The organism is Mesorhizobium sp. B4-1-1 (genome assembly GCF_006439375.1).
In the GTDB taxonomy this organism is placed as follows: Bacteria; Pseudomonadota; Alphaproteobacteria; order Rhizobiales; family Rhizobiaceae; genus Mesorhizobium.
On the sequence record NZ_VFTH01000033.1, the window covers coordinates 13,904 to 38,632 of the forward strand.

The window sequence follows — 24,729 nt, forward strand, 5'->3', positions numbered from 1 at the left end:
CTTCCCGCACGGCAATGCCACCAAGCCGCTCAGGCCCGGTCGGCGTGCATGGCTTCCAGAAACGGGCGCAGCATGTCCGCCGATTCATGGAAGCGGCCGACGAAGCTCTTCAGCCGCTCATGCGTCGGATGGAGCAATATCTTGTGCGGCGGACCTTCCTCCGCGATCAGGCCCTGGTCGAGAAAGACGATCCGGTCGGCGATCTCGAAGGCGAAACCCAGCTCGTGCGTCACGATCACCATCGTCATGCCGCTTTTGGCCAACTCGACCATGGCTTTCATGACCTCGCCGACCAGCTCCGGATCGAGCGCTGACGTCGGCTCGTCGAAAAGCATGACCTTCGGCTGCATGGCCATGGCCCGGGCGATCGCCACGCGCTGCTGCTGGCCGCCGGAGAGCTGACGCGGAAGTTTGTCGGCGTGCTCCTCCAGTCCCATGGTCTTGAGCAGCTGCATGGCCTTGTCGCGCGCCGCGCCGGCGGGCTCCTTCTTGACCGTGACCGGACCTTCCATGACGTTCTGAAGCGCCGTCATGTGCGGGAACAGGTTGAATTGCTGGAAGACCATGCCGGTCTTGGCGCGGATTCGATTGACCTCCTGCTTGGCGATCTCGCGGCCGTTGCCGCCAGCCGGGCGGTCGAAGATCGTCTCCCCGTCGATGACGATGCGGCCGCTGGTGGGGCTGTTGAGCAGATTGATGCAGCGCAGAAGCGAGGTCTTGCCCGATCCGCTCGCGCCGATCAGGACGACCACCTCGCCTTCGGCCACTTTCAGGTCGACACCGTGCAGGACTCGCTTGGCGGCGAAATCCAGGCAGATGCTTTTCAGTTGCAGGACCTGCCTGGCGTTTGCGCCGCCGGGCCGCGCTGATGTTGGATTGCTGGTCATTTTGACATCATCCCGCTCTTTTCCAGTTTGCGCGCCAGGTAGGTCAGCGGCACCAGGATGATGAGGAAGATCGCGCCGACGGCCGTGTAGACCTCCATCGGCCGATAGGTGAAGGAGGAGATGTAGCTGGCCTGATAGAGCAGGTCGGGCACCGTGATCATCGAAAGCAGGGTTGTGTTCTTCATCTGGATGATCGACTGGCCGGCGAGCGGCGGGATCATCCTGCGAAAGGCCTGCGGAAGGATTATGCGGCGCATGCGCTGGCTGTAAGACATGCCGATGGCGGTCGCCGCGTCTGTCTGCCCCTGGTCGATCGACTGGACACCGGCGCGCAGGATTTCCGCATAGAAGGAGCCGACATAGCAGCTGAGGCCGATGAAACCGGCCCAGAACTTCGTCACGTTGACCCCGGCGAAGATCGGGAAGGCGTAATAGACCCAGAGCAAGGTCACCAGCAGCGGGATGTTGCGGAAGAATTCGACATAGAGCTGGCCGAGCAGCACGAGCGGCCGGAAGGTGCTGAGCTGGATGAGGCCGACGATCAGCCCGATGGCTAGGCCCGCCAGGATGGTGATGACGGTGAAGTACAGCGTCATCAGCAGGCCGTCCCACAGCAACGGCCAGTTGTTGGTCAGTACGGTGAAATCAAACATGATCCGTGCTCGTCTCGTCGGCGGAACTGAACGCGCCGAGAAAAGCTTGACCGCTTCGGAAAGCGGTCAAGCCAGGTGCGGGGCAGCGATTAGAAGCTGAAACCCTTCGGCAGAATGGACAGGTCGATGCCGCGTGCCTCCCAGGCGCGCGCCAGCTTGCCCTGCGCCTGGCCGAGCGAGCGCTGCTGCTCGATCCAGTTGGTCAGGAAGTTGATGTAGCCGGCATTGCCAGGCTTGCGGGCGACCGCCAGCGTTGCGGGATTGCGCAGGATGGGCTCAGGCAAGGAGACCTCGCCGATCTTCTTTTCCGAGACCTGCAGCGCATCGAAGATCGACAGCAGGACGCCGTCGGTGCGGCCCGACTGCAATTCCATCAGCGCCAGGCCGCGATCTTCCACGGGCGTGATCTTCGCCTTGGGCAGCAGCGCCTCGGCGACGATCTGCATCGTCGATCCCTTCTGGACGACCACCGTCTTGGACGGATCGTTGAGCTCGGCCCAGGTCTTCACCGGCTTGCCGGCCGGCGTGAGCACGGCCCAGGCGTCGGTGAACAGCGGCTCCCACAGATAATCGACCACGAGGCCGCGCTTAGGGTTCGGATTGACGCCGATGGCGATATCGATCTTGTTCGACTGGAAATCGGCGGCGAGATTACCCCAGGTCGTCTCGACCGGCTCGAGCTTGACGCCGAGCTCGGTGGCGATTTCGGTGAGGAACTCCACATAGAAGCCGCTCCATTGCCCCGTTGCCGGATCCTTGATGTAGCCAGGCTCCTCGCCGACCATGACGGGCGCCTTGAGAACGCCGGAGGCGCGGATCTGGTCGAGCACGGCCGACGGGTTGTCGTCCGCGACGGCCGCCACGGGCGCCGCCAGAAGGGACAGAGCGACGGTGGCCGCCGCGAACAGCTTGCTGAAGTTGAACGATATCATAGCGTTCCCCTTTTCTTGTGGTTGGGTTGTTAACGACTGAGGAATCCCTTCGAGAGCGGATCGTCCGCTTCGAAGAAGATTGTCTGCGCCGAGGTGATGAAGGCGCCGCCTTCGATCTCGACGATTGCGGCCTCTCGCTCCCCAATTGCCACCTTCTCGGCAAGGCGAGCTTCGAACGGGATGCCGAATATGTTGCGGGCGCGATAGACCTGGTCGGGTCGCAGCACACCCTTGTGCAGGAGATGAGCCATCCGCGCCGAGGTACCGGTGCCGCAGGGCGACCGGTCGTATTTGTTGACCTCGAGCACCAGAAAATGCGTCGCGCTGTCGGGCGCATCGGCTGCGTAGAAGAGCACGCTCGGCGCCGTCGCGCCGGCGAAAAGCGGCATCCCGGCGACCGCTTCCTTGATCGCGGTCTTGATGGCGGAGCCTTTGAGCATCAGCTGCGACGCATGGTCCGAGGCGAGTTCCAACCCCAGTTGCGTGGCGTCGACGAGGGCATACCACATGCCGCCATAGACGATATCCGTCCGGACCCTGCCGATACCGGCTACGTCGACCTCCAGTCCTTCCAGACCCACATAGCTCGGCACATTCTTCAGGCGCACCGATTCCAGCGCGCCGCTCTCGCCCCAGACCAGTCCGACGGTGACGACGCCCGCCGGGGTTTCGAGCGTGAAGCTGTCTCCCGTCGATCGGCTGATCTGCCCCGTGAAGGCGAGCGTCTTGGCAAAGCCGATCGTACCGTGACCGCACATATCGAGATAGACGTAGGACGAGATGAAGAAGGCGCCGTAGTCCGCCACCTCGGAAGGCACGGGAACCAGCCCGACCATTGCGGCGTGGCCACGCGGCTCATGCAGAAGGGCGGCGCGCAGATGATCGAAGCGGCTGCGGAAATCGTCGCGGCGTTCCCGCGCCGTTCCACCGTCGAGCCGGGGGATTCCGCTGAAGATCACACGCGTCGGATGCCCGGCGGTATGGCTGTCGACGACAGCAAAGGAAGAATTGAACGCCAACATAACAATCACTGACCGAAATAGTCGCGCACCTTTTCGCGCATGCTGTGCCAAATCTCGCGGATGAGCTTCTCCGTCATCGCCTGGGCTGAATCGCCGTCGCCGGCCGTGATCGCGTCGTAGATCCGCGCGGTGTCATCCAGCGACAGCTTGACGATCTTCGGGTCCTGCTCGTAGGCGTGGAAGCGGTAGCGCAGCGCCTGCTTCTCGAGCCCTTGCAGCAGGCGGGTCAATGTGCGGTTCGCGGCCAGATCGTAGACCAGGGCCGAGCCGCGAACATCGACGGTGAAGAACTGCCGGGCATCGTTGCGCGCCTGCGCTTCCTGCAGCTCGACCAAAAGGCCGCGGAACTCCTTCTTCCGTGCCGCATCCGGAGATTCGGCGGCCTGGCGAGCGACAAGTCCCTCCAGCGCGATCCGACACGTATAGACTTCGTCGAAATCGCGCTGCGACATAGGCGCGACCCAGATCCCGCGCCGCGCTTCCCGAATGACCAGCCCGTCGCGCTCCAGCAACCGGAGCGCCTCACGTACGGGCGATCGGCTGACGCCGTAGCGCTCAGCGACAACCTCTTCGGTCAGCCGCTCCTCGGATTTGAGGCGCCCCAGAATGATTTCCTCCTCCAGCATTTCGGCAAGGCTTTCGGGGATGGCGGCGGCCAGTTTTGGAAATCGTTGCAAAATCATGTCGACAGCATATTGTATACAGCATACAAGTCAAGTGCTCTTTGCAGGAATGGCTGCGGGCGCCGTCCAGGACGCGCGCATTCAGCGTCGCCTGGTTCAGGGCGATCAGAATCCAAGAGGAAGAACGGACGATGTATTCGGAGAAGGTTGAGCTGCTGATTGCAGGCGTGTGGCGCAAAGGTTCCGAGGGAAGATCGGAACCATTGATCAATCCGGCCAATGAGGAAGTCCTGGCCGAGGTTCCGCACGCCAGCGTTGCCGACCTGGACGAGGCGCTGGCGGCGGTCGCGCAGGGCTTCAAGCTATGGAAGGCGATGACGGCGCAGCAGCGTTGGGCGATCATGTCCGGGGCCGCCGATCTGATCGAACGGCGCAAGGCCGAGATTGCCCGGATCCTCACCATGGAGAACGGCAAGTCGCTGGCCGAAGCCACCGGCGAAGTCCAATTCGCCGCGGACGCCACGCGATGGTACGCCGAGGAAGGCAAGCGCGCCTATGGCCGGATCGTGCCGGCCAGGCTGCCGGGTGTCCGGCAGATGGTGCTGAAGGAACCGGTCGGGCCGGTTGCCGCCTTCGCCGCCTGGAACTTCCCCGCCAGCAACACGATCCGCAAGATCGCCGGCGCGCTGGGCGCCGGGTGCTCGATCATCCTGAAGCCGGCCGAAGAGACGCCTGGAACCGCCGTCGCAATGGCCCGCTGCTTCCAGGAAGCCGGGCTGCCGGCGGGCGTGCTGAACATCGTATTCGGTGTTCCGTCGGAAGTGTCCAGCTATCTGCTGGCATCGCCGATCATCAAGAAGGTGTCGTTGACCGGCTCGACGGCCGTCGGAAAGCTTCTGCAGAAGCAGGCGGCGGACACGCTCAAGCGCTGTACGATGGAACTCGGCGGCCACGCGCCGGTGATCGTCCACAAGGACGCCGACATCGAGAAGGCGCTCGATACGTTGGTGACGTTCAAGTTCCGCAATGCCGGGCAGGTCTGCACGTCGCCGACGCGTTTCTACATTCATGAATCCGTCTACGAACCCTTCCTGTCGGGATTCGCCGAGCGCGCCGATCGCCTGAAGATCGGCGACGGCCTGGAAGACGGCGTTCAAATGGGGCCGATGATCGCGCCACGCCGCCTCGAAGCGATGGACGCCTTCGTCTCGGACGCACAGTCCCTCGGCGCGAAGGTCGTCACCGGCGGGCAACGTCACGGCAACAAGGGATATTTTTACGGACCGACCCTGCTGCGGGATGTTCCGGATACCGCCCGGATCATGTCGGAAGAGCCGTTTGGGCCGATCGCTCCCGCAACCACCTTCTCGACCTTCGACGAAGTGATCGAGCGAGCAAACGCCTTGCCTTATGGATTGGCCTCATTCGTGTTCACACGCGACATGGCGCTCGCGCAGAAGAGCGAGCTCGCGCTCGAAGCCGGCTTGGTCGGCGTCAACCATATGATGGTGTCCACACCGGAGACCCCTTTCGGCGGCGTGAACGAATCCGGTTACGGATCGGAGTCCGGAATAGAGGGATTGGACGCTTATCTGCGAACCAAATTCGTCACTGAGATCTGAAGCAGTCGCATCGTCAGACGGATGATCGTTGGAAGGAACGATCCGCCTTTCGAGGCCGCCATCCCGAACATTTTTTCCATGGCCGGGACGAGACCCGTGACTGGCCTACACAAATTGCGGGCCGGCGGTGCCGCGCCGGTCCCGCAATCGACGCATCGGTCTGGAGGGGCCGATGCGCCGTCACACCTGAACCTTCAGGCAACCCTGCGATCGGCCTGGCGCGCGAAGATCTCCTGAACCTTGTCCGCTATCGCCTTGCCGAGGCCGCGGTTGTTCTCAGCGGTGAAGTGGATGCCGTCGCAGCCGTCGGTGGCGATGAAATCCCCGGCATTGAGGAAATCGACCTTCGTGAAATCGGCCATGGCGCGATATTCGGCCGCCAGCGCCGCCGTCTTCTCATGGCCGCCGGCGAACATGCCCTGGAAAAAGGGATGCGGCATCGGGGTCAGCGGCGGCGGCGCGACCACCAGCGCCTGCGGGGCTGGATAGGGTGTGCCGACACCGCCGGCGCTGGTGAGAATCTGGCCGACGAGCTTGGCCATGCCGTTGGCGATCTCATAAGGCGTGCGGCGGAAGAACGACTTGGTGTCATTGGTGCCTAGCATCACGATGACGAGGTCGAGCGGCAGGTGGCTGGCGATGGCCGAGGGCAGATAGGCGCTGCCGTTGAGGCGCGGGTCGTTGGGATCGTCGAGGCTGGTCGTGCGGGCGCTCAACCCTTCCTCGATCACATGATATCCGTCGCCCAGATGCGAGGCCATCACGCCCGTCCAGCGGTCCTGATAGGCGTAGCGATGCGTCGGCGATCCTTCGACGACCGGAATCCAGCCCCAGGTCAGCGAGTCTCCAAAACAGAGGATCGATCTTTTGGTCATGTCTCCAATCCATTTCCCTATGCGATTGACTATTGGCCGTCCCGAACTCGCCGCTCAGTTCGACCTGCTCCTGATGCCGTAGAGGATCGCCGCGAGCAGGATGATGAGACCCTGCGCGATCAGCTTGCCTGGCTCGTCCACGCCGAAGGTCGTCATCACGACGAACAGCAGCGCAAAGGACAGCACGCCGAAGAAAGGCCCCCAGACACCGCCTTCCCCTCGCCCGAAGACGACGCCCCCAAGGATGGTCGCTGCGACCGCAAGGATCGGCAGGTCGAGGCCGACCCTGACGCTGCCGACGGCGATCGAGGCCGTCTGGACCAGCGCCGCAATGCCAGCGAACAAGCCCGCCAGCGTATGCGCAAGCACGACCGTGCGCGCGACCGGGACGCCGGAGAAATGCGCCGCCTGCACGTTCTCGCCAACCGACGTCACATAACGGCCGAAGACCGTGCGCGACAGGAACAGCGACAGCGCCACCGAAACCACCACCCAGAAGATCACCGGCGTCGGCGCCGGGCCGAGCTTGGTGTTGTAGATGTCGGCGAACATGCCAGGCACATCGCCGGGCGGCTTGCCGCTGGACAGATATTGCACGATCCCGACCAGGACGATGCCGACCGCGAGCGTGACGATGACGGCCGAGACCCGCCTCACCCCGACCATCAGGCCGTTGAAGAACCCGACGGCCAGCCCGATGCCCAGCGCCAGGACAATGAAGAAAGCCATGGAAGCGTCGGGAAAGACGCCGGACGAGATGGTGTAGTTGATGAGCAGGATGACACCGCCGCCCGACAGGTCGATGCTTCGCACCCGCATCACCAGAAGCTGGCCCAGCACCAAAATGCCGAGCGGCACGATCTGGCGCACGAATATGCCCATGATGTTGAGATTGAGCATATTCGGCCGCGCGATCCACAGAACCAGGAGCAGCACGCCAAAGACGTAGTAGGCAGGAGGGACGCGCAGGAAGCGGCGCATCAAAGGATGGGTGAGCGCGGCTGCCACTTACAACCCCATCTTTTTGCGCGACTGCAGAGCGACCACAAGAAGCAGGATCGCCCCCTTGATGGTGGTCTGGATGAAGGGCGACACATTTGTCAGGTTCATGCCGTTGGCAAGCAGCGCCATGACAAGGGCGCCGATGACGGTCCCGTGCAGGCTGCCGATGCCGCCGGAAAGCTGGGTGCCGCCGATGGCGACGGCCGTGATCGCGTCGAGCTCGAACAGCAGTCCGACGTTCGGGTCGCCCGAAACGATACGCCCGGCGAGGAAAATGCCGGCAAGCGCCGCGAAGCAGGCGCAGATCACATAGGCAAGCACGATGTTGCGCCGGTCGGCGATGCCGAAATTATGCGCCGCATCCTCCACGCTGGACGAGACGCCACCACCGATCGCGAAAAGATGCAGCCCGAAGCGGGAACCGTAAAGCAGCTTCCAGGCGACTAGGAGGGTGAATACCCCCCAGACCAGCGGCATGGGTATCCCGAAGAAGGAGCCGGCCACGGCGCTGATGACGACGTCCGGCACCGTACCGCCCGAAACCGGTCTCAGCACCCGCGTGATCCCGAGCAGAATGTATTGCATCGACAGCGTCGCGATGATCGGATGCACATTGAAGCGGGTGATGATGAAGCCGTTGCTGAAACCGACCAGCGCGGCCAATACGAATACCGCCGGGATCAGCACCCAGCTGGGTCCGCCGAGGGCGAGCACTGCCGTCGTGAAGCTGATCATCGATCCGACCGAAAGGTCGAGCCCGCCGAGCAGGACGACGAACATCTGGCCGACCGCCGTGATGACGAGCGGCATCGCCTGCGGCACCAGATTGAGCAGATTCTCCCCGTTGAGGAACTGCGTCGTCTTGAGGCTGAGCCAAAGCGTGATGGCCAGCGCGATCAGCAAGGGCAGCATCCACATGCCTTGCCGCGATCCTCTCGCGCCCGTCAGGCGTCTGTTGATGGCTGTCATCGGCGCTCACCTCTCGCCCCATTGGCCTGCCCGCTGGCGCTGAGCGCGGCGTCGAGGATGTTGTGCTCCGTGGCGTCTGCCGCCGGCATTTCCTTGACGATCGTGTCGTTGTGGACGACGCAGATGCGGTCACAGAGCCCGATCAGCTCGACCGTCTCGCGCGACAGCACCAACACCGCCCCGCCTTTGCCGGCAAAGTCGCGCAGCAGCCGGTAGATCTCGGACTTTGCGCCGATGTCGACGCCGCGCGTCGGTTCTTCGACGAGCAGGATGTCGATGTTGGCGGCGAGGTAGCGGCCGAGCAGCACCTTCTGCTGGTTGCCGCCCGACAGCGTGCCGACGGGGGCGCTCGGACCGCTGGCCTTCACGGCAAGGCTCGACATCATGTCGGCGACCTGCCGCTGATAGCCGGCGGCCAGGGCCAGTTCCGACCGTTTCGAATGGAGTGCGGCGGCAATGTTGTGCGCCACGGAAAGGCCGAGGAAGAGCCCGTCTTCCTTGCGATCCTCGGGTACGAAGCCGACGCCCATTGCCTGCAGCCGGCGCACGCCGCCGCCAGGCGACACCGGCAAGGGCAGCGACTTGCCCTTGATCGTCACACGGCCGGCGAAAGGACGGTATTGACCGACCAGCGAGCGCAGGAAGCGCTGCTGGCCCTGCCCCTCCAGGCCGGCCAGCGCAACGATCTCGCCGCGGTTGAGCGCCAGCGAGAACGGCCTGGAGCGCTCGGTGATGCGGAAACCCTCGACTGAAAGCATGGCGGGGCCGGAGGCATCGCCACGCTGGGGAAAGAGATCGGCCAGCTCGCGGCCGACCATCATCGCGATCAGCGACGTCGGCGTCATCTCGGCGATTGCCCTGGTGCCGACGAGTTCGCCGTCCTTCAGAACCGTGACGGTGTCGCAGATGGCGAAGATTTCGTCCATCCGGTGCGAAATGTAGACCACCGCCTTGCCCTCATCCTTCAGCCTGCGGATGTGGCGGTTCAACACTTCGACATCGGCGGCATTGAGCGCCGCCGTCGGCTCGTCGAGGATGAACACGCTGGCATCGGTCATGATGCCGTGCGCGATCTCCACGAACTGCCGTTCGGCGATGCTGAGCCTCGAGACCAGCGTGCCCGGATCGAGCGTGAGGCCGAGTTCGGCAAGCGCGGCGCCAGCCTCGCGCCGCATGCGGCGATGGTCGATCCCGCCGAAAGCAGTGGTCGGTTCTCGGCCGAGAAACATGTTTTCGGCGATCGTCAGATTGGGCAGCAGCGACAGTTCCTGGAACACTGTCGAGATGCCGGCTTCCAGCGCATCCTTCGGCCTGTGGAAGGCGATCTGGCGCCCATCGCGCAGGATGGCGCCGCCATCCGGCTGGTGGACGCCGGCGAGGATCTTCATCAACGTCGATTTGCCGGCGCCGTTCTCGCCCATCAGCGCATGGACGGAGCCCGATTGGAGAGCGATGGAGACGCCCTTCAGCGCCGCCGTGCCGGCGAAGGCCTTCCGGATATCCGACATTTCGACAAGGGTTTTCACGAAACAAGCACCACTGCGTTCAGGAGTATTCGGTGGCGCGGGCCCACGTCGCCGCAGCCTCGCGCCACCATGGCGCCACCTTTATTTCTTGGCGTAGAACTCCTTGAGCTTGTCTTCGGGCAGCTCCGACGGCCACCACACATTGGCCGAGAGATCGTCGCGATAATATTTCTTGATCTTCTCGATATCCCAGCCGGGCGGATTGTAGTCGTAGTGCTTCTTCAGCTCCTTGCCTTCGAGCAGGGCCACGGCGGCGCGGATGCCGGCCGCGCCTTGGGCCGGGCTATATTCCGCCGAGATCGACTTGAAGCCGTCGGCGATCCACTGGCCGAAGAAGCCGTTGTTGCCCTCGCCGGTGATCGGCGGGATCTTGGCACCGAACTGCTTGAAGACGTCGACGCAGGCGCGCGTCATATCGGCGCCGGAAGACCAGATGCCGTCGACCTCAGGGTTGTTCAGGTAGAGCGTCTCGCAGAGCTTCTTGGCCTTGTCGTACTGCCAGTCGCCATGCTCCTCGGCGATGATCTTGACGTCGGTCCCCTTCAGCGCCTGCAGCAGGCCGTTGTACCGGTTGGTGTCTTCCGGATGGCCGGCGAGCCCGCGCAGCACCCAGATATTGCCCTTGCCGCCGAGTTCCTTGACCAGGAAGTCGCCCATCACCTTACCGAAATGTTCGGCGCCGCCCTGGATTTCGGTGGTGAAGGCGTCGCTCTCGATACGGCCGGTATGCACGATGACGGGAATGCCCGCCGCCACGGCCTTGGCGATGCTGGCGTCCGCCGAGGTCGACGTGACCGGCTGGACGATGATGGCATCGACCTTCTGGGCGATCAGGTCCTCGATGTCGGCGACCTGCTTCTTCTGGTCAAAGCCGGCATCGAGCAGGATGAATTTGCTGATGCGCTTGTCCTTGGCGGCGGCAGCCTCCGCCTCATGCGCGACCTGCACCGTCCAGGTGTTCGCGTTTACGCCGAAATGGCTCATGCCGATGACCCAGGGCGGATCCTTCTTGAATTTCCCGGCCTCGACCGTTGGATTGTCGCCGGCACGGGCGGTAACCCCGTCGAGCAGCGATACCTCGTCGGCGAACGCGGGAGCGCACCACATGGTGGTCGCGATCACTGCCGCTGCGATTGATTGGATAATCCGTCTCACTGAGCCATCCTCCTTCTCAAGCTCCATGGACCCTGCTGACCAGGGCCACGACTTCCCCATCGACGTCCGGCCATGGCCAAACGCCGCACCTGCCGGGGCGATCCCGGCACTGCTTCAGTTCATTGCTCAACCCAAGCGCATGGCCGCTGGAGACAAAGGTCCAGCGTTGCCGCCATGGATCATGGCAGCCGGTCGGCGCAAAAGGTTCGGGGCATTCCTCCCAGGCTCAGTTCAACCATCGATCCGGCGAGCTGTCAATAATTATTCAGAGTGATGGATTATCTTTGCAGCTTGCGCTACCTTTCCGCCAGATGGCAGGGTCGCTCGACGCGGACGACCGACTCTCGTCCGATAATTTCTGCAAATCAGAACCTTGGCTGGATCGGGGAGGAGCATGCGATCGGTCTTGTGCTACGGCGACTCCAACACGCATGGGCAGGTACCCGGCGGCACTCCGCTTGACCGCTACGGCCCGGCCGAGCGCTGGCCCGGTGTCATGGCCAGGGAGCTGGGCGTCGGCTGGCATGTCATCGAGGAAGGCCTCAGCGGCCGTACGACAGTGCGCGACGATCCCATCGAGGGTGCCCACAAGAACGGACGTACCTACCTCAGGCCTTGCCTGCAGAGCCATGCCGTTCTCGATCTCGTCATCATCATGCTGGGGACCAACGACCTCAAGGCGCGCTTCAACCAGCCGGCCTCTGAAGTCGCCATGGCCATGGGCTGCCTTGTCTACGACATCAAGGAACTCAAGCCCGGCCCGGGCGGCAGCGTGCCCGAAATCATGATCGTGTCTCCGCCGCCAATGCTGGACGACATCAAGGAGTGGCGGTCGATCTTCGCCGGTGCGCCTGAGAAGTCGCGGCAGCTGGCGCTCGAATTCGAGATCATCGCCGATTCGCTAGAAGTGCATTTCTTCGACGCGGGCTCGGTCGTCACCTGCGATCCGCTTGACGGGTTCCACATCAACGGACAGGCCCATGTGTCGCTTGGCCGTGCGCTGGCCCGCGAAGTCGAAGCAATCGGGTGGCCGGATGAGAGATGAACGCGGCATACGGGTGTCCCGCACGACCGATCGCGAGAGGACGCACCATGCCTGACATGCGCTTTGCGCCGCCGAACCCGCTCCGCATCGCGGACCGCGCCAGCGGCCTCAACGCCGTCAGCGTGCGCAGCTACAACGAACGCCTTGTGCTGTCGTTGCTGCTTCAGAGCAAGGATATCACCCGTCTCGAGATCGGTGAGCGGACCGGCCTGTCGGCGCAGACTGTGTCGGTCATCGTCCGATCGCTCGAGCAGGAAGGGCTGATCGCCAAGGGTGAGGCCCAGCGCGGCCGTGTCGGACCGCCGACGGTGCCGATCTCGCTCAACCCCGAGGGGGCCTACTCGGTGGGGATCAGCGTCGGCCACCGGCAAGTGGAAGTCGTGCTCGTGGACTTCGTCGGCTCCATCCGGTTCCGAACGGTCCTGCCGCTCTCGGCGGCCAGTCAGGACAGCAACCATCCTCAATTCATGCGCACCGTCGCCAAGGCCGTCGCCAGCCTGCCCCAGCACCTCCATACCCGTATTGCCGGCATCGGCCTCGCATTGCCCGGAGATGAGGCGGAGCTTGAGCTGACGCCCAAAGCAACCCGCGAGCGGTTCGACGCCCTGCAGGATGAGCTAGAGAAGGAGATCGGTTATCCAGTCTACGTCCAGAACGACATCACCGCCGCTGCCGGTGGCGAAAGCATGTTCGGCGTGGCAAAGCATCTTTCCGACTACCTTTTCTTCTATCTCGGCGCGCGCCTGCACAGCCGCCTGGTCCTCAATCACCAGATCTACAACACCACTGCCGCGGTGAGTTTCGACGTCGGCATCCTGCGCCTGGAGCAGGAGATCCGGAAAAATGGCAATTCGCCCTCCGAGCTGTGGGAGCGGCGCGCGGACTGGCCTTCGTTCGGCGATGCCGAGATCGCGTGGCAACGCGAGCTGCTGGAGCAGATGAAGTCGTCGATAGCGGCGCTGAAGCCGTTCGTTCCCGTGGCTTCGATCGTCCTGTCCTCTTATGCGCCGCAGGCGGTCTGCAAGGCGATCTGCCGGGAGCTGGAACAGGGTATGCCTGGTATAAGCGCCATAGCCGGCAACATCGAGCGTTCGCCCAAGGCGGTGGGAGCGGCGGGCCTGCCCTTCAGCTCGCGGTTCATGGTGGAGTGACGTTCATGATCACCGGCGTCTCGCTGCCCATCGACGGCGGCTACACCTGCCGGGATATCGGGCGCACAACAAACACTGGACCAAGCCACCAGCAGCGGCCGGACAGCGGCGCGGCCGCTTGAAGTCAGCCACGCTCTAACGAACCCAGCCGGTCAGCCTGAGATAATTTCGTAGCGAAGGATCTGGGCGTCGCCGAGGGCCGACCTGCGCCCAGGCGAGATGACGCCGGAGCCGAAGAGGAGAATATCTTCGCGGCGTACGAATACTTCATTGCCGGGCCCCATCGACACAAATGTGCCCGACGAGCTGCGCTCGACAAGCCGGACCTTGCCATTCGAAATGGTGAAGGTCGCGTGGTGCCTTGAGACCCAGGGCCGCGGGATGACGATATTGCATTCCGGAGATCGGCCGATCGTCACCAATTCGTTGTTTCGGCAGGATCGCACCTGATCTTCATAGCGGATGACCAGATTGATCTGCGGCGGCGGAGCGGAGCGCCTATCGACAAAGGTGCCTCGATTGGCGACGTGCGTGCTGACGGCCCCATCGTCGCTCCTCAGCGTATAGACATTGAAGAGTTCTTGCTTTCCCTTGAATGCCATTTTGTCGAGGAGCCGCAAGGTACTGCGGCTGCCCGCGGAAAGGGCTTCGAAGAAGCTCTGGCTGATCAGGACCTCCCCGGGGTTGGCCGTGGTGGACAATCTTGCGGTCACATTGACAACGTCGCCGAACACCGCGCCCCGCGCACGAATGACCGCCCCGAAATGCAGTCCGATCCGGGCGATCAAAGGCTCTTTCGTCAGTTGGCCGCCAATCTGGCAGACGGCCCTCAGCGCCGCCTCCGGTCTCTCGAACAGGCTGAGCACGTCATCGCCCTTCGAGTAAATGAAGTCACCGCCGTGCTGGGCGACGATCTCGCGTATCGCGTCGAGGCAATCCGAGACCTGCCGCAGGGCGGCATCGTCGCCGATGCGCTCATAAAGTGTCGTGCTGCCTACGACATCGGCCAAGAGGACCGCGGCTAGAAGTCTTTCCTGATCCATCGACTCGTATCCGCCCCGAGAACGCGGCGTGTATAACATACCGAAGGTGATCTTGACTTATCTACCTGCGCCCCCGGGCAACGGGGCAAGTGCTTTGGCGCGATTATCTCGGACGGACAGGCACCTGACTTCCCGCCAAACGGGTTATCGGCCTCAAAATAGCGGCGATAGAGAAGTTTCGTTTCCCTAACCCGGGCTGCCGGCCGCCGGATTGGCGATGATGGCAGCCCGGAAGCGGGCGGCGAAATCGTCGAGCGCCGGGCGCTCGGCGTCCGAGATCGCCCAGTAGGAAAAGGCGTCGTCGGTCCAATGGACCAGAAGGAAGCCGCCCGCCGAGATATCGTCCGCCACCGGCACCGATTTGGCATCGTTCTGCCGGGGTGCGGCCACCAGCGTGATCAGGTGCTCGTGATGGCGGTAGACCAGTGCCGGCATCGGCCTGTCACCAATCACCTCGACGCGGCCGCCAAGCAGCGCGTAGCCGTCCTTGGCCATGTCGGGCGCCGCCGGCGACACTCCGATGCGCCCGTCGAGCCATGGCTTCACCGTATGCCGGTCGGACGAGACGATGTCGACCGGCGTCGCCGCGAGCAGGCTGCGGCGATGGCCGTTGGCGACGGCAACCGCAAAGCTCTCGGCCCCATTGTCCGCCGTCGCCAGCCACTGCGTCGCGCCGCTGGCGAGAAACGCCGTGAGCACGATCGAAGCCGCCATCTGGCGCCAGTCGAAGGAGTTGAACCAGCGCGACGCGCGTGGCCGCATCGCGATGACCTGGCCCGGCACGGAGGGCTGTGCCTCCACCCTCACATCTTCAAGCTGTGTGGCCTCCGCGACCTCGGGACCCTTCACCTCGGCGATCGCCGCGATACGCGCCAAAAAGTCGTCGCTGACGGCGGGCCGCGGCACATTGGCAAGCACACCGCGCAGCGCCACCAGGCGCGCATGTTCGGCGGCCAGTTCCGGATCGGCGGCCATGCGCCGCTCGACTGCCAGGGCAGCCGCGGCATCGAGCTCGCCATCGACAAGGGCGTGGATCATCAGCTTCATATCCTGCGGGTCTTGCGGCAATCCATCCTCACGCGGGCGATTTTCATGCGGGCTCATGGCGCCCTCCAAGTTCCGTCATCAAGAGGCCGCGGGCTCGCGCCAGCCGCGACATCACCGTGCCTTGCGGCACGCCGAGCATGGTGGCGATTTCGCGGTAGCTGAGACCGTTGATGTCGCGCAGCACCACCGTTTCGCGGAAGGCTTGCGGCAGCCTGGCGATCGCCGCTTCCACCGCCGCCGAATTCGCCTTGGCGATCAGCACCGCTTCGGGGCTGTCGGCATCATTGTCCGGCGGCGGCGAGACGTCGTCGAGATCGGCGAGGTCGCCGACGGCGACCACGCTGCGCGGGCGGTTGCGCGCCATCCATGTGTAGGAAGCGTTGCGCACGATGGTAAGCAGCCACGCGCGGGAATTTCCCCCAGCGAACCCGGCAATGCCGGCATGCGCCTTGAGGCAGGCCTCCTGCACCACATCCTCGGCGTCGGCTTGATTGCCGGTCAGCCAGCGGGCAAGCGACAGCGCATCGCTAAGATGCGGCAGCACCACTTCGGCAAAACGCGCGGCCAGCATCTTTTCGCTCAACACCGTTCCGCCGTCGGGCGCTCCCGCCATGAGTCTGCCGCCGCCCTCAGCGGGAGGCGACGATCTGTCCCTGCTCGTGCGGGTGAAGATCGCGACCGCAGGCGATGGCGCCTGCTTCGAGGGAGGAGAAGGCATTGGTGTCACCGGAGTCAAGTGTCTCGGAAGCAAGGGGCGCCTCGGAAGAGGACGGCGCATCGCTGGCTGCAACGGGATGCTCGCCGTCATGGTCGTGGATCTCGATGGTTGCGATCGGCACGGGATCAGGGCCTGCGGCGGGGCGGTATCGCCCAGAACAGATGCGCCCAGCTCCAACGCTCCAGGGGACGACGACGGCTGACGCCTTCGCCCTCTTCAGCCCGTGCGTATTTGTCTTCGTGCCGCTTCATGATGGTCTCCGCTGTTGCGCACAAATGGCGCATGCCCTGGAGACCGGCGGACCATGCGGTTTATTCCCGGCCGGTCGGCTTTTTCGTTCACGCTAACGTGATCGGAAGGCGCCCGCCTACAGCGCCAGCAGCGCAAGCCCCGCCAGCGCGGATCCCGCCAGCGTCGGCAGCATGCCGAGTTTCAGCCTGAACATGGCGACCATCGCCGCCGCCGACAGCAACGCTGCGCGCCAGTCGAGCGAGGACAGGACCGGCACCTCCACGCCCCAGCCGACGCTTGCGACCTTGCCAAAGACGACATGCAGCGCGAACCATAGCGCCAGGTTCATGATGACGCCGACCACCGCCGCGGTGATCGCGCCGAGTGCCGCCGCCAGCGCCTTGTTCTGCCTTAGCTGCTCGATGTAGGGCGCGCCCAAAAATATCCAGAAGAAGCAAGGAACGAAGGTGACCCAGAGCGTCAGCAACGATCCGAGCGATCCAGCCAGCAGCGGGTTGGCAAAGCCGGCATGACGATAGGCGGCGGCGAAGCCGACGAATTGCAGCACCAGGATCAATGGCCCCGGCGTCGTTTCGGCAAGCCCGAGCCCATCGACCATTTGGCCGGGCGAAAGCCAGCCGAACGAGGTCACCGCTGCCTGCGCGACATAGGCAAGAACGGCATAGGCGCCGCCGAAGGTGACGACGGCCATCAGGCTGAAAAAGCCGCCGATCTGCGCCCAGACGCTCCCCGGCCCCGCCAATACGGCGATCAGCGCCGCCGGCCCCAGCCAGACCGGCAGCCAGATGGCGATGGTGCGGATGGCATGCCCTCGCTTCGGCATGGTGTGGCCGAGTTCGCCCCGCTCGAACATCAGGTCGACCGCGCCCCTGCTCTCGGTGCCGGCTGCAGTCTTGCCATGCGCCGAGGCGGAGAACAGCGCCGGCGCGAAGCGGTTGCCGGTCCAGCCGATCAGCCCGGCTGCGAGCACGATCAGCGGGAACGGCACCCGGACGACATAGATGGCGAGGAAGGCCGCCACGGCGATCGCCACCATCGCACGGTTCTTCAGCGCCCGCTTGCCGATGCGGATCACCGCCTCTACGACGACGGCGAGCACCGCCGCCTTGATGCCGAAGAACAGGGCCTCGACGACCGGCGCGTCGTTGTAGAGCATGTAGAAGCCGCTCAGGCAGAGCATCACCAACGCGCCGGGCAGCACGAACAGGATGCCGGCCACGAGGCCGCCTGCCGTCCGGTGTAGCAGCCAGCCGATATAGACGGCGAGCTGCTGCGCCTCCGGGCCTGGCAGGAGCATGCAATAGTTGAGCGCGTGCAGGAACCGCTCCTCCCCGATCCAGCGGCGCTCCTCGACCACTTCCTTGTGCATCAGCGCGATCTGGCCGGCCGGCCCGCCGAAGGAGAGCAGGCCGATCCTGGCCCAGAGCCGCGTCGCTTCGCGGAAGTTCGGCGCGGCCGGGATTTCGGCCCGTCGCACGGCGGCGTCCTTGGCAAGCGCGCTCATTGTGCCTTGCCTACAACCGGCCAGTTATGCGTCTCGTCGGTGGCGTCGCGGCACCAGCGGAAGAAGGCGTCGTAGAGAAGCATGCCGGCTTCGAGCTGTTCGAGATCATCACGGAACATGCGCGACAGGCCAAGCGAAGCGGCGAGGAACCCGGCCGCCTGCGGCACGAGGTCGAGGCACGCCGTATCGGCGGCGCGCACGATCAGCGCCAGGCGGTCGAGCGCATCGACGCGCAATCCGAATTCCTCGACCATCGTGTCGAATGTGCAGCGATCGCCGCGATGGCTCCAGAACACGCCTTCGATATCGAAGGGAACCGCGGCGAAGCGATCCGCGACCAGAGGCACCTCAGCCGCGTCGACGAACAGGAACACCGCATCGGGATCGACGAAGCGGCGGATCAGCCAGGGGCAGGCAATGCGGTCTACCTTCGGCCGGGAACGGGTGACCCATACGGTGCGGCCGCTCTCGTCGCGGGGCGGGATCGCGCCGGGCGCGACCAACGGCGCGCTCGCGGCGGCCCAGGCCTCGAAGCCGCCTTCCAGCGACTCCGCCGGAATGCCTTCGTGGCGCAGCCACGCGGCAACGCCTTGCGAGAGTTTCTGCCCTCTCTGGCAGATGACCACGACCTTGCGTTCCGAAAACTCCGACGCCCAGCTTGACACAGTCCTGAAATCGCGCCGGCATGAGGCCGGCAACAGGCGCGGATCGGCTTCATAGTCCTCGTCGGTGCGCACATCGACCAGGCAAGGCGCATCGGGCAAGCCGACGAGACGGGAAAGCTGCGGAACGGTGATTGCGGTTGTTGACGGCATGGCGTCCACCTCCAGAACACAGAGAGTTTGGACGCGATCGTTGGGCTGTCGCCTCACGGGGTCGTCGCGAGGAACCCCTTGGCCAGGATGCTGGAACGCTCTCCTACGATTGTCAAGAATTCAAATTGCTAATGCATGTCGCGCAAAAGTGTGCAGCGGTTTTGCGATAACGACATGCATGAAAACAAAGCCTTAAAGCGCGTCGCCTGAATCCGCTTCAGCGCGACACGTTTTAGGGAAGACGGGAGCTCCGCCCTGTCTCCCTTAAACGGTCGTTGCCCTTACTGCGCCGTCCAGCCGCCATCCATCGGCAGGGTCGTGCCGGTGATCTGCCTGGCCGCGTCCGAGCACAGGAACAGCGCCAGCGCGGCAAGCTCTTCGACTGTGACGAATTCCTTGGTCGGCTGCGCCGCCAACAGCACATCGTGCTTGACCTGCTCTTCGGTCATGCCGCGCGCCTTCATCGTGTCGGGGATCTGCTTTTCGACCAGCGGCGTCCAGACATAGCCGGGCGCGATCGCATTGACGGTGATGCCGTCCTGCGCGACTTCCAGCGCCACCGTCTTGGTCAGCCCGGCAATGCCGTGCTTGGCCGAGACATAGGCCGACTTGAACGGCGAGGCGACCAGCGCATGCGCCGACGCCGTGTTGATGATGCGGCCCCATTTGCGGCTTTTCATGCCCGGCACCACCGCCTTGATGGCGTAGAAGGCCGCCAAGAGGTTGATGCGGATGATGGCTTCCCATTTGTCGTCGGGAAATTCCTCGATCGGCGCGACATGCTGGATGCCGGCATTGTTGACCAGGATGTCGAGGCTGCCGAACGCTGCCTCGGCCTCGTGGACCATGGCGGTGACGGCGGCGCCGTCCATCATGTTGGCGCCCGAATAGCGGCACTTGACGCCGAAATCCTTTTCGATGCCCGCCCGCTCCTGCTCGATCGCCGCGGCGTCGCCCAGGCCGTTGATGGTGACGTTGGCGCCCTCGGCGGCGAAGGCGCGGGCGATTGCAAGGCCGATGCCGCTGGTCGAACCGGTGACGAGCGCATTCTTCGAAGACAGGGAACCCATGGGAGATCTCGCGACAGGAGGACAGGAGGGAAGAGTATGAAGACGGACAGCCGGGATGGCACATGATTGTGCGCCGCAGCATCACAATGCCACACCCATATGTCGGCGCTATTACAGCTCCGCGATAGGGTTTGCCGGCTGGAGGAAGTGTCGTCTTGGCGCTGACACGGCACTGTCATGCTGCCGTGCAACATACTTGCCAGCGCATTCGCGCGGGGTCATTTCAAACCTGTTTTGGGGCACCAGCCATGGAAATCGCCGACGTCGTGAAGCGGGCCTATGCGATGCCGCTCACCAACCCGTCCTTCCCGCCAGGCCCTTATCGCTTCTTCGACCGCGAATACATCATCATCACCTACCGCACGACGCGCGAGGCGCTGGAAGCCGTCGTTCCGGCGCCGCTCGAGATCGACGAGCCGCTGGTCAAATACGAATTCATCCGCATGCCTGACTCCACCGGCTTCGGCGACTACACCGAGACCGGCCAGGTCATCCCGGTGCGCTACAAGGGCCAGCATGGCGGCTATGTGCATTCCATGTATCTCGACGACGATGCGCCGATCGCCGGCGGCCGCGAGCTCTGGGGTTTCCCGAAGAAGCTCGCCAGCCCCAAGATCGTCCATGAGGGCGAAGTGGTGGTCGGCACGCTGCACTATGGCAGCGTTCTGTGCGCCACCGGCACCATGGGCTACAAGCACCGCGAGGCCGATCACGACCAGGTGCTCGCCTCGCTCGCCGCGCCCAATTTCCTCATCAAGATCATCCCGCATGTCGACGGCAGCCCGCGCATCTGCGAATTGGTCCGTTATTACCTCACCGACATCACGCTGAAGGAAGCCTGGACGGCGCCGGCCGCGCTCGACCTTCGCCCGCATGTCATGGCCGACGTCGCCAAGCTGCCGGTGCTCGACATCGTCTCTGCCGTTCACTTCACCGCCGACCTGACGCTCGGCCTCGGCGAAGTCGTGCATGATTACCTCGCGGACCACGGCCGATCGGCTGCGGGCCCGGCCCACCTGGAGAAAATCAGTGCTTGAGCGCACCCGCAGCAAGGCGGCCGCCGCCACCATCGCTGAAATCACGGCGCAATATGACCGCATCGCCCTGGTCTTCCAGGGCGGCGGCGCGCTCGGCGCCTATCAGGCGGGTGTCTATCAGGCGCTTGCCGACGCCGGCTGTGAGCCGACTTGGCTCTCCGGCGTCTCGATCGGCGCGATCAATGCCGCGATCATCGCTGGCAACGAGCCGAGCCGCCGCCTGCAGCGGCTGGAGCAGTTCTGGCAGACGATCTCGGGCCGCAAGATCTGGGCCTATACGCCCGAAGGCGACATCTACCGCGACATCCGCAACCAGACCTCGTCGTGGATGACGATGACCATGGGCCAGCCCGGTTTCTTCAAGCCGCGCAATCCCAGCCCCTGGTTCCAGTTGACGGGAGCGGAAGGCGCCACCAGCTTCTACGACACCGCCGAGCTCAAGGACACGCTGGAGAGCCTGATCGACTTCGACGTGCTGAACGACGGCAAGAAGCGCTTGAGCGTCGGCGCGGTCAATGTCAGGACCGGCAACTTCGTCTATTTCGACACCGACAAAGTGCGCATCGAGCCGGAACACATCATGGCGAGCGGCGCGCTGCCGCCGGCCTTCCCCTCGATCCGCATCGAGGGCGAATATTACTGGGATGGCGGCATCGTTTCCAACACGCCGCTGCAATATCTGCTCGACCAGGAAGAGGATCGTTCCTCGCTGGTGTTCCAGGTCGATCTGTTCAGCGCCCGCGGCGTGCTGCCGCGCGGCCTGGCCGACGTTCTGTCGCGCCACAAGGACATCATGTATTCCAGCCGCACGCGCCAGAACACCGACAACTTCCAGCGCATCCATGCGCTCAAGATGAAGCTTCTCGACGCGCTGAAGCGCGTGCCGCCGGACCAGCTCAAGGACGGCGAGAAGGAACTGATTGCCGACTATTCCGATGCCGGCGTGGTCAACATCGTCCACCTGATCTACCAGCACAAAGGCTACGAAGGCCACGCCAAGGACTATGAGTTTTCCGGCACCTCGATGCGTGAGCACTGGGAGATGGGCCTGGAAGACACCGAGCGCACGCTGCGTCACAAGAAGTGGCTGATGCTGCCCGACAATGCCGATGGCGTCACCATCCACGACCTGCACCGCGAAGACCCGACCTAACGGTCATGGCCGCCCGGGCCGCGTCGCGGCTCGAGGTCCTCACGCACGCCAAGAAGCCTAATGCATGTCGCGCAAAAGTGACCTCGGTTTTGCGACAACGACATGCATCAGGCAACGACTTAAAAGCGCGTCGCGTGTATCCGTTTCGACGCGACGCGCTTTAGAATTTGAGATCGGCGCCCGCCCGCAGCAGCAGCCAGTAGAACAACCCGGTCGCCCCACCCGCAAGCAGCATCGCCAGCAGGAAGCCGCCATGCGTGTGCGTGAGCGGCAGTCCTTCTGTATTCATGCCGAAAATGCCGACGATCAGCGTTCCCGGCAGGAGCAGCGCGCTCATCACCGCCAGCGCCTTCAGGCTGCGGTTCGATTCGTCCGCGAGTTCCGCCGCGACCTCTTCCTGCAGCAGCCTTGCCCGGTCGTTGACCATGACGACTTCGCGGTCGAGCCTTTTGAGGCGAGCCGCCAGCTTGCCCAATATCTCATGCGCGCCGGCCGACAATTCCCAGCCGGCACGGTTTTCGTCCAGGAACAGCGCGACCTGTGCCGCGATCGGCCGGTGCAGCGACACCCCCAGGCGACGCACCTCCTTGATCCGGCGCCGCTCGTCGGCAAGGCGCTCGGTGACGAGACGGTCCTCTACCTCGTCAAGCTGCTTCGTGGCCAGCGCCAGCCGCCCGCTCGCGCTTCCGCAGAAGGCTAGCACGATAGCGCCGAACAGCTCGAAGGCTGTCGCCGGTTGGAGCTGTTGCGAAAGCGCCTTGTTCACCTCTTCCACCGCTGCCAGCGAATGGCGCCGGCCAGTCACCAGCAACCGGTCCGTCACGGCGAAATGCAGCCTGCCGATGGTGGTCGACCTGCGTCCGGTCTCGCCATGCAGGTCGGCGGCGATACCGTGCACGACGCCCTTTTCATGCGCCAGCGCCATGCTGTCCTCATGGCCTTCGAGGATTGCATGCGCCGATTGCGGCAGAGCGCAGGCATGGCTGATCCAGGAATGCGCCCGCTGGTCGATGAGATCGACATGCAGCCAAACCCAGCCGCCCGGCGCGGCAAGCGCTGCTTCGATGTCCTTCGGCGCGATCGGCTGCGGCGCTTGGCCGGCGGCGCCGCGATAGGCCCAGATCAGGCCGGGCGCGTGGTGGCGGCTGTCGTCCCAGGCAAGCAGCGTCAGATGCGATGCCTCATTCATGGTCGCCACTCAATCACATGCTCGAAAGCAAGACGGCGCCGGAACCGGCGCCGTCGATGTTGCTGGTCAGGCAAGAACCGCCGCTCAGAAAACGTGGCGCAGGATCACGAACAGCACGAAGGCCAGCGCGATCGAGCAGGGCAGCGTGAGCACCCAGGCCAGCAGGAGGTTGCGCACGGTCGACCACTGCAGACCGGAGCCATTGGCCGCCATCGTGCCGGCGACGCCGGACGACAGCACGTGCGTCGTCGACACCGGCAGGCCGAAACGGTCGGCCATGCCGATCGTCACCATCGCGACCAGCTCGGCGGCGGCGCCCTGGCCATAGGTCAGGTGGCTCTTGCCGATCTTCTCGCCGACGGTGACGACGATGCGCTTCCAGCCGACCATGGTGCCGAGGCCGAGCGCCAGCGCCACGGCGATCTTCACCCACAGCGGGATGAACTTCGTCGCGTTGTCGACCGCCTTATGGTAGTCGGTCACCGACTTCAGGTCGGCGTCCTGCATCGGCAGCAGCTTCTTCTTGTCGATCAGCTTCAGCGCTTCGCCGATCAGATAGATGTCGTTACGCGCGTTGCTGACCAGGTCGGTCGGCACGTTGTCGACGGAAGCGTAGGGCTGCAGCCCGGCAGTCGTGTTGTGGATATAGGTCTGCAGCGCAACGGTCGTCTGATCGTTCCATGTCTTGCTGCGCACGGCTTCCTGCACGGCCGCCTTTGCGGCATTGGCATCGGCAACGGTGACGCCGGGCTTGGCATATTTGCCCAGCGCCGTCTCGACGCCGGCGGAGGCCGACTTGTAGGCTTCGAGATAGTTGATGTCGGGCGTGCGGTTGAGCGCATAGGCGGTTGGCACGACGCCGATCAGGATCAGCATGATCAGGCCCATGCCCTTCTGACCGTCATTGGAACCGTGCGCGAAGCTGACGCCGGTGCAAGTGAAGATCAGCAGCGCGCGGATCCACCATGGCGGCGGCGCATTGCCCTTCGGCGCTTCGTAGAGCGCCGGATTGCGCACCAGGAGCTTCATGGCGTAGAGCAGGATGGCGGCGGCGAAGAAACCGACGATCGGCGAGACCAGCAAGGTGATGCCGACATTGGTCGCCTGGCCCCAGTCGACGCCGCTGGTGGCGCTTCCGGCCGGGGCCATGAACTGGTTGGCGAGGCCGACGCCGATGATCGAGCCGACCATCGTGTGCGAACTCGAGGCCGGCAGGCCGAGGAACCAGGTGCCGAGGTTCCACAGGATGGCGGCGACCAGAAGGGCGAACACCATGGCGAAGCCGGATGACGAGCCGACCTGCAGGATGAGCTCGACCGGCAGCAGCGACAGGATGCCGAACGCCACCGCGCCGCTCGAAGTCAAGACGCCGAGAAAATTGAAGACCCCCGACCACATAACGGCGAATTCGGCCGGCAGCGACCGGGTGTAGATAACGG

Annotated in this window: 24 protein-coding genes; 5 read left to right on the plus strand and 19 right to left on the minus strand. The window is 64.2% G+C overall.

What is annotated here, in order from left to right; translation table 11 throughout:
- Positions 1-29 precede the first annotated feature (29 nt).
- From FJW10_RS28355 to FJW10_RS28375, 5 genes are all read right to left on the minus strand, one after another.
- A complete protein-coding gene (locus tag FJW10_RS28355) occupies positions 30-887 on the minus strand; it encodes an amino acid ABC transporter ATP-binding protein (protein WP_140902527.1) in 858 nt (285 codons plus the stop codon).
- A complete protein-coding gene (locus tag FJW10_RS28360; RefSeq protein WP_140902528.1) occupies positions 884-1,540 on the minus strand; it encodes an amino acid ABC transporter permease in 657 nt (218 codons plus the stop codon). Before FJW10_RS28360 ends, FJW10_RS28355 begins: the two co-directional genes overlap by 4 nt.
- Positions 1,541-1,629: 89 nt before the next feature.
- Positions 1,630-2,472, minus strand: a complete 843-nt coding sequence (locus tag FJW10_RS28365) for a transporter substrate-binding domain-containing protein (RefSeq protein WP_140902529.1) — start codon at positions 2,470-2,472, stop codon at positions 1,630-1,632.
- Between the two features lie 29 nt (positions 2,473-2,501).
- The gene (locus tag FJW10_RS28370; protein WP_140902530.1) at positions 2,502-3,494 is read right to left on the minus strand and encodes a proline racemase family protein; all 993 of its coding nucleotides are present in this window, start codon (positions 3,492-3,494) and stop codon (positions 2,502-2,504) included.
- A 5-nt stretch (positions 3,495-3,499) separates the two neighbouring features.
- On the minus strand, positions 3,500-4,120 hold the full coding sequence (locus FJW10_RS28375; RefSeq protein WP_181177693.1) for a GntR family transcriptional regulator: 621 nt from the start codon (positions 4,118-4,120) through the stop codon (positions 3,500-3,502).
- A gap of 188 nt (positions 4,121-4,308) precedes the next feature.
- On the opposite strand from FJW10_RS28375, the gene FJW10_RS28380 reads away from it, so the two are divergent.
- Entirely contained in the window at positions 4,309-5,739 is a 1,431-nt protein-coding gene (locus tag FJW10_RS28380; protein WP_140902531.1) for an NAD-dependent succinate-semialdehyde dehydrogenase, read from the plus strand.
- A 194-nt stretch (positions 5,740-5,933) separates the two neighbouring features.
- On the opposite strand, the gene FJW10_RS28385 is transcribed toward FJW10_RS28380, so the two are convergent.
- The 5 genes from FJW10_RS28385 to FJW10_RS28405 form a co-directional block, all read right to left on the minus strand.
- Positions 5,934-6,614, minus strand: coding sequence for an SGNH/GDSL hydrolase family protein (locus FJW10_RS28385; protein WP_140902532.1), 681 nt, complete (start codon positions 6,612-6,614; stop codon positions 5,934-5,936).
- Positions 6,615-6,668: 54 nt separating this feature from the next.
- Positions 6,669-7,595 (minus strand): ABC transporter permease, encoded by a 927-nt coding sequence (locus tag FJW10_RS28390; protein WP_181177695.1) that lies wholly within the window; start codon positions 7,593-7,595, stop codon positions 6,669-6,671.
- A gap of 27 nt (positions 7,596-7,622) precedes the next feature.
- The gene (locus FJW10_RS28395) at positions 7,623-8,585 is read right to left on the minus strand and encodes an ABC transporter permease (RefSeq protein ID WP_140902534.1); all 963 of its coding nucleotides are present in this window, start codon (positions 8,583-8,585) and stop codon (positions 7,623-7,625) included.
- Complete coding sequence (locus FJW10_RS28400) at positions 8,582-10,111, minus strand: sugar ABC transporter ATP-binding protein (RefSeq protein WP_140902535.1); 1,530 nt, start codon at positions 10,109-10,111, stop codon at positions 8,582-8,584. Before FJW10_RS28400 ends, FJW10_RS28395 begins: the two co-directional genes overlap by 4 nt.
- An 81-nt stretch (positions 10,112-10,192) precedes the next feature.
- On the minus strand, positions 10,193-11,266 hold the full coding sequence (locus FJW10_RS28405; protein ID WP_140835107.1) for an ABC transporter substrate-binding protein: 1,074 nt from the start codon (positions 11,264-11,266) through the stop codon (positions 10,193-10,195).
- Positions 11,267-11,660: 394 nt separating this feature from the next.
- Between FJW10_RS28405 and FJW10_RS28410 the strand changes: the two genes are divergently transcribed.
- Both FJW10_RS28410 and FJW10_RS28415 read left to right on the plus strand, forming a co-directional pair.
- Entirely contained in the window at positions 11,661-12,311 is a 651-nt protein-coding gene (locus tag FJW10_RS28410; RefSeq protein ID WP_140647428.1) for an SGNH/GDSL hydrolase family protein, read from the plus strand.
- Between the two features lie 47 nt (positions 12,312-12,358).
- Positions 12,359-13,462 carry an ROK family transcriptional regulator gene (locus FJW10_RS28415; protein ID WP_246674394.1) on the plus strand — a complete coding sequence of 368 codons (1,104 nt, stop codon included), beginning with the start codon at positions 12,359-12,361 and terminating at the stop codon, positions 13,460-13,462.
- Positions 13,463-13,614: 152 nt separating this feature from the next.
- On the opposite strand, the gene FJW10_RS28420 is transcribed toward FJW10_RS28415, so the two are convergent.
- The 7 genes from FJW10_RS28420 to FJW10_RS28450 form a co-directional block, all read right to left on the minus strand.
- The gene (locus tag FJW10_RS28420) at positions 13,615-14,505 is read right to left on the minus strand and encodes an adenylate/guanylate cyclase domain-containing protein (RefSeq protein WP_181177694.1); all 891 of its coding nucleotides are present in this window, start codon (positions 14,503-14,505) and stop codon (positions 13,615-13,617) included.
- 186 nt (positions 14,506-14,691) lie between these two features.
- Positions 14,692-15,609 (minus strand): anti-sigma factor, encoded by a 918-nt coding sequence (locus FJW10_RS28425; protein WP_140902537.1) that lies wholly within the window; start codon positions 15,607-15,609, stop codon positions 14,692-14,694.
- Positions 15,596-16,165 carry a sigma-70 family RNA polymerase sigma factor gene (locus FJW10_RS28430; RefSeq protein WP_140835104.1) on the minus strand — a complete coding sequence of 190 codons (570 nt, stop codon included), beginning with the start codon at positions 16,163-16,165 and terminating at the stop codon, positions 15,596-15,598. Before FJW10_RS28430 ends, FJW10_RS28425 begins: the two co-directional genes overlap by 14 nt.
- 16 nt (positions 16,166-16,181) lie before the next feature.
- Positions 16,182-16,391 (minus strand): hypothetical protein, encoded by a 210-nt coding sequence (locus tag FJW10_RS28435; RefSeq protein WP_140835103.1) that lies wholly within the window; start codon positions 16,389-16,391, stop codon positions 16,182-16,184.
- Between the two features lie 246 nt (positions 16,392-16,637).
- Positions 16,638-18,026: a chromate transporter gene (gene chrA, locus FJW10_RS28440; RefSeq protein ID WP_140902538.1), complete on the minus strand. Its 1,389-nt coding sequence runs from the start codon at positions 18,024-18,026 to the stop codon at positions 16,638-16,640.
- Positions 18,023-18,841, minus strand: a complete 819-nt coding sequence (locus FJW10_RS28445) for a sulfurtransferase/chromate resistance protein (RefSeq protein ID WP_140902539.1) — start codon at positions 18,839-18,841, stop codon at positions 18,023-18,025. The genes chrA and FJW10_RS28445 overlap by 4 nt, the downstream gene beginning before the upstream one ends.
- Positions 18,842-19,122: 281 nt before the next feature.
- Positions 19,123-19,911 carry a 3-hydroxybutyrate dehydrogenase gene (locus FJW10_RS28450; RefSeq protein ID WP_140902540.1) on the minus strand — a complete coding sequence of 263 codons (789 nt, stop codon included), beginning with the start codon at positions 19,909-19,911 and terminating at the stop codon, positions 19,123-19,125.
- A gap of 248 nt (positions 19,912-20,159) precedes the next feature.
- Here FJW10_RS28450 and FJW10_RS28455 point away from each other — a divergent pair, with 248 nt between their 5' ends.
- Entirely contained in the window at positions 20,160-20,948 is a 789-nt protein-coding gene (locus FJW10_RS28455) for an acetoacetate decarboxylase (RefSeq protein WP_140835099.1), read from the plus strand.
- Positions 20,941-22,101, plus strand: a complete 1,161-nt coding sequence (locus FJW10_RS28460; protein ID WP_140902541.1) for a patatin-like phospholipase family protein — start codon at positions 20,941-20,943, stop codon at positions 22,099-22,101. The genes FJW10_RS28455 and FJW10_RS28460 overlap by 8 nt, the downstream gene beginning before the upstream one ends.
- A 160-nt stretch (positions 22,102-22,261) precedes the next feature.
- Here the strand turns inward: FJW10_RS28460 and FJW10_RS28465 are convergent, their stop codons facing one another.
- Entirely contained in the window at positions 22,262-23,290 is a 1,029-nt protein-coding gene (locus tag FJW10_RS28465; RefSeq protein WP_140902542.1) for a CorA family divalent cation transporter, read from the minus strand.
- An 84-nt stretch (positions 23,291-23,374) separates the two neighbouring features.
- Positions 23,375-24,729 (minus strand): inorganic phosphate transporter (locus FJW10_RS28470; RefSeq protein ID WP_140902543.1); only part of this gene is annotated, 1,355 nt, incomplete at its 5' end.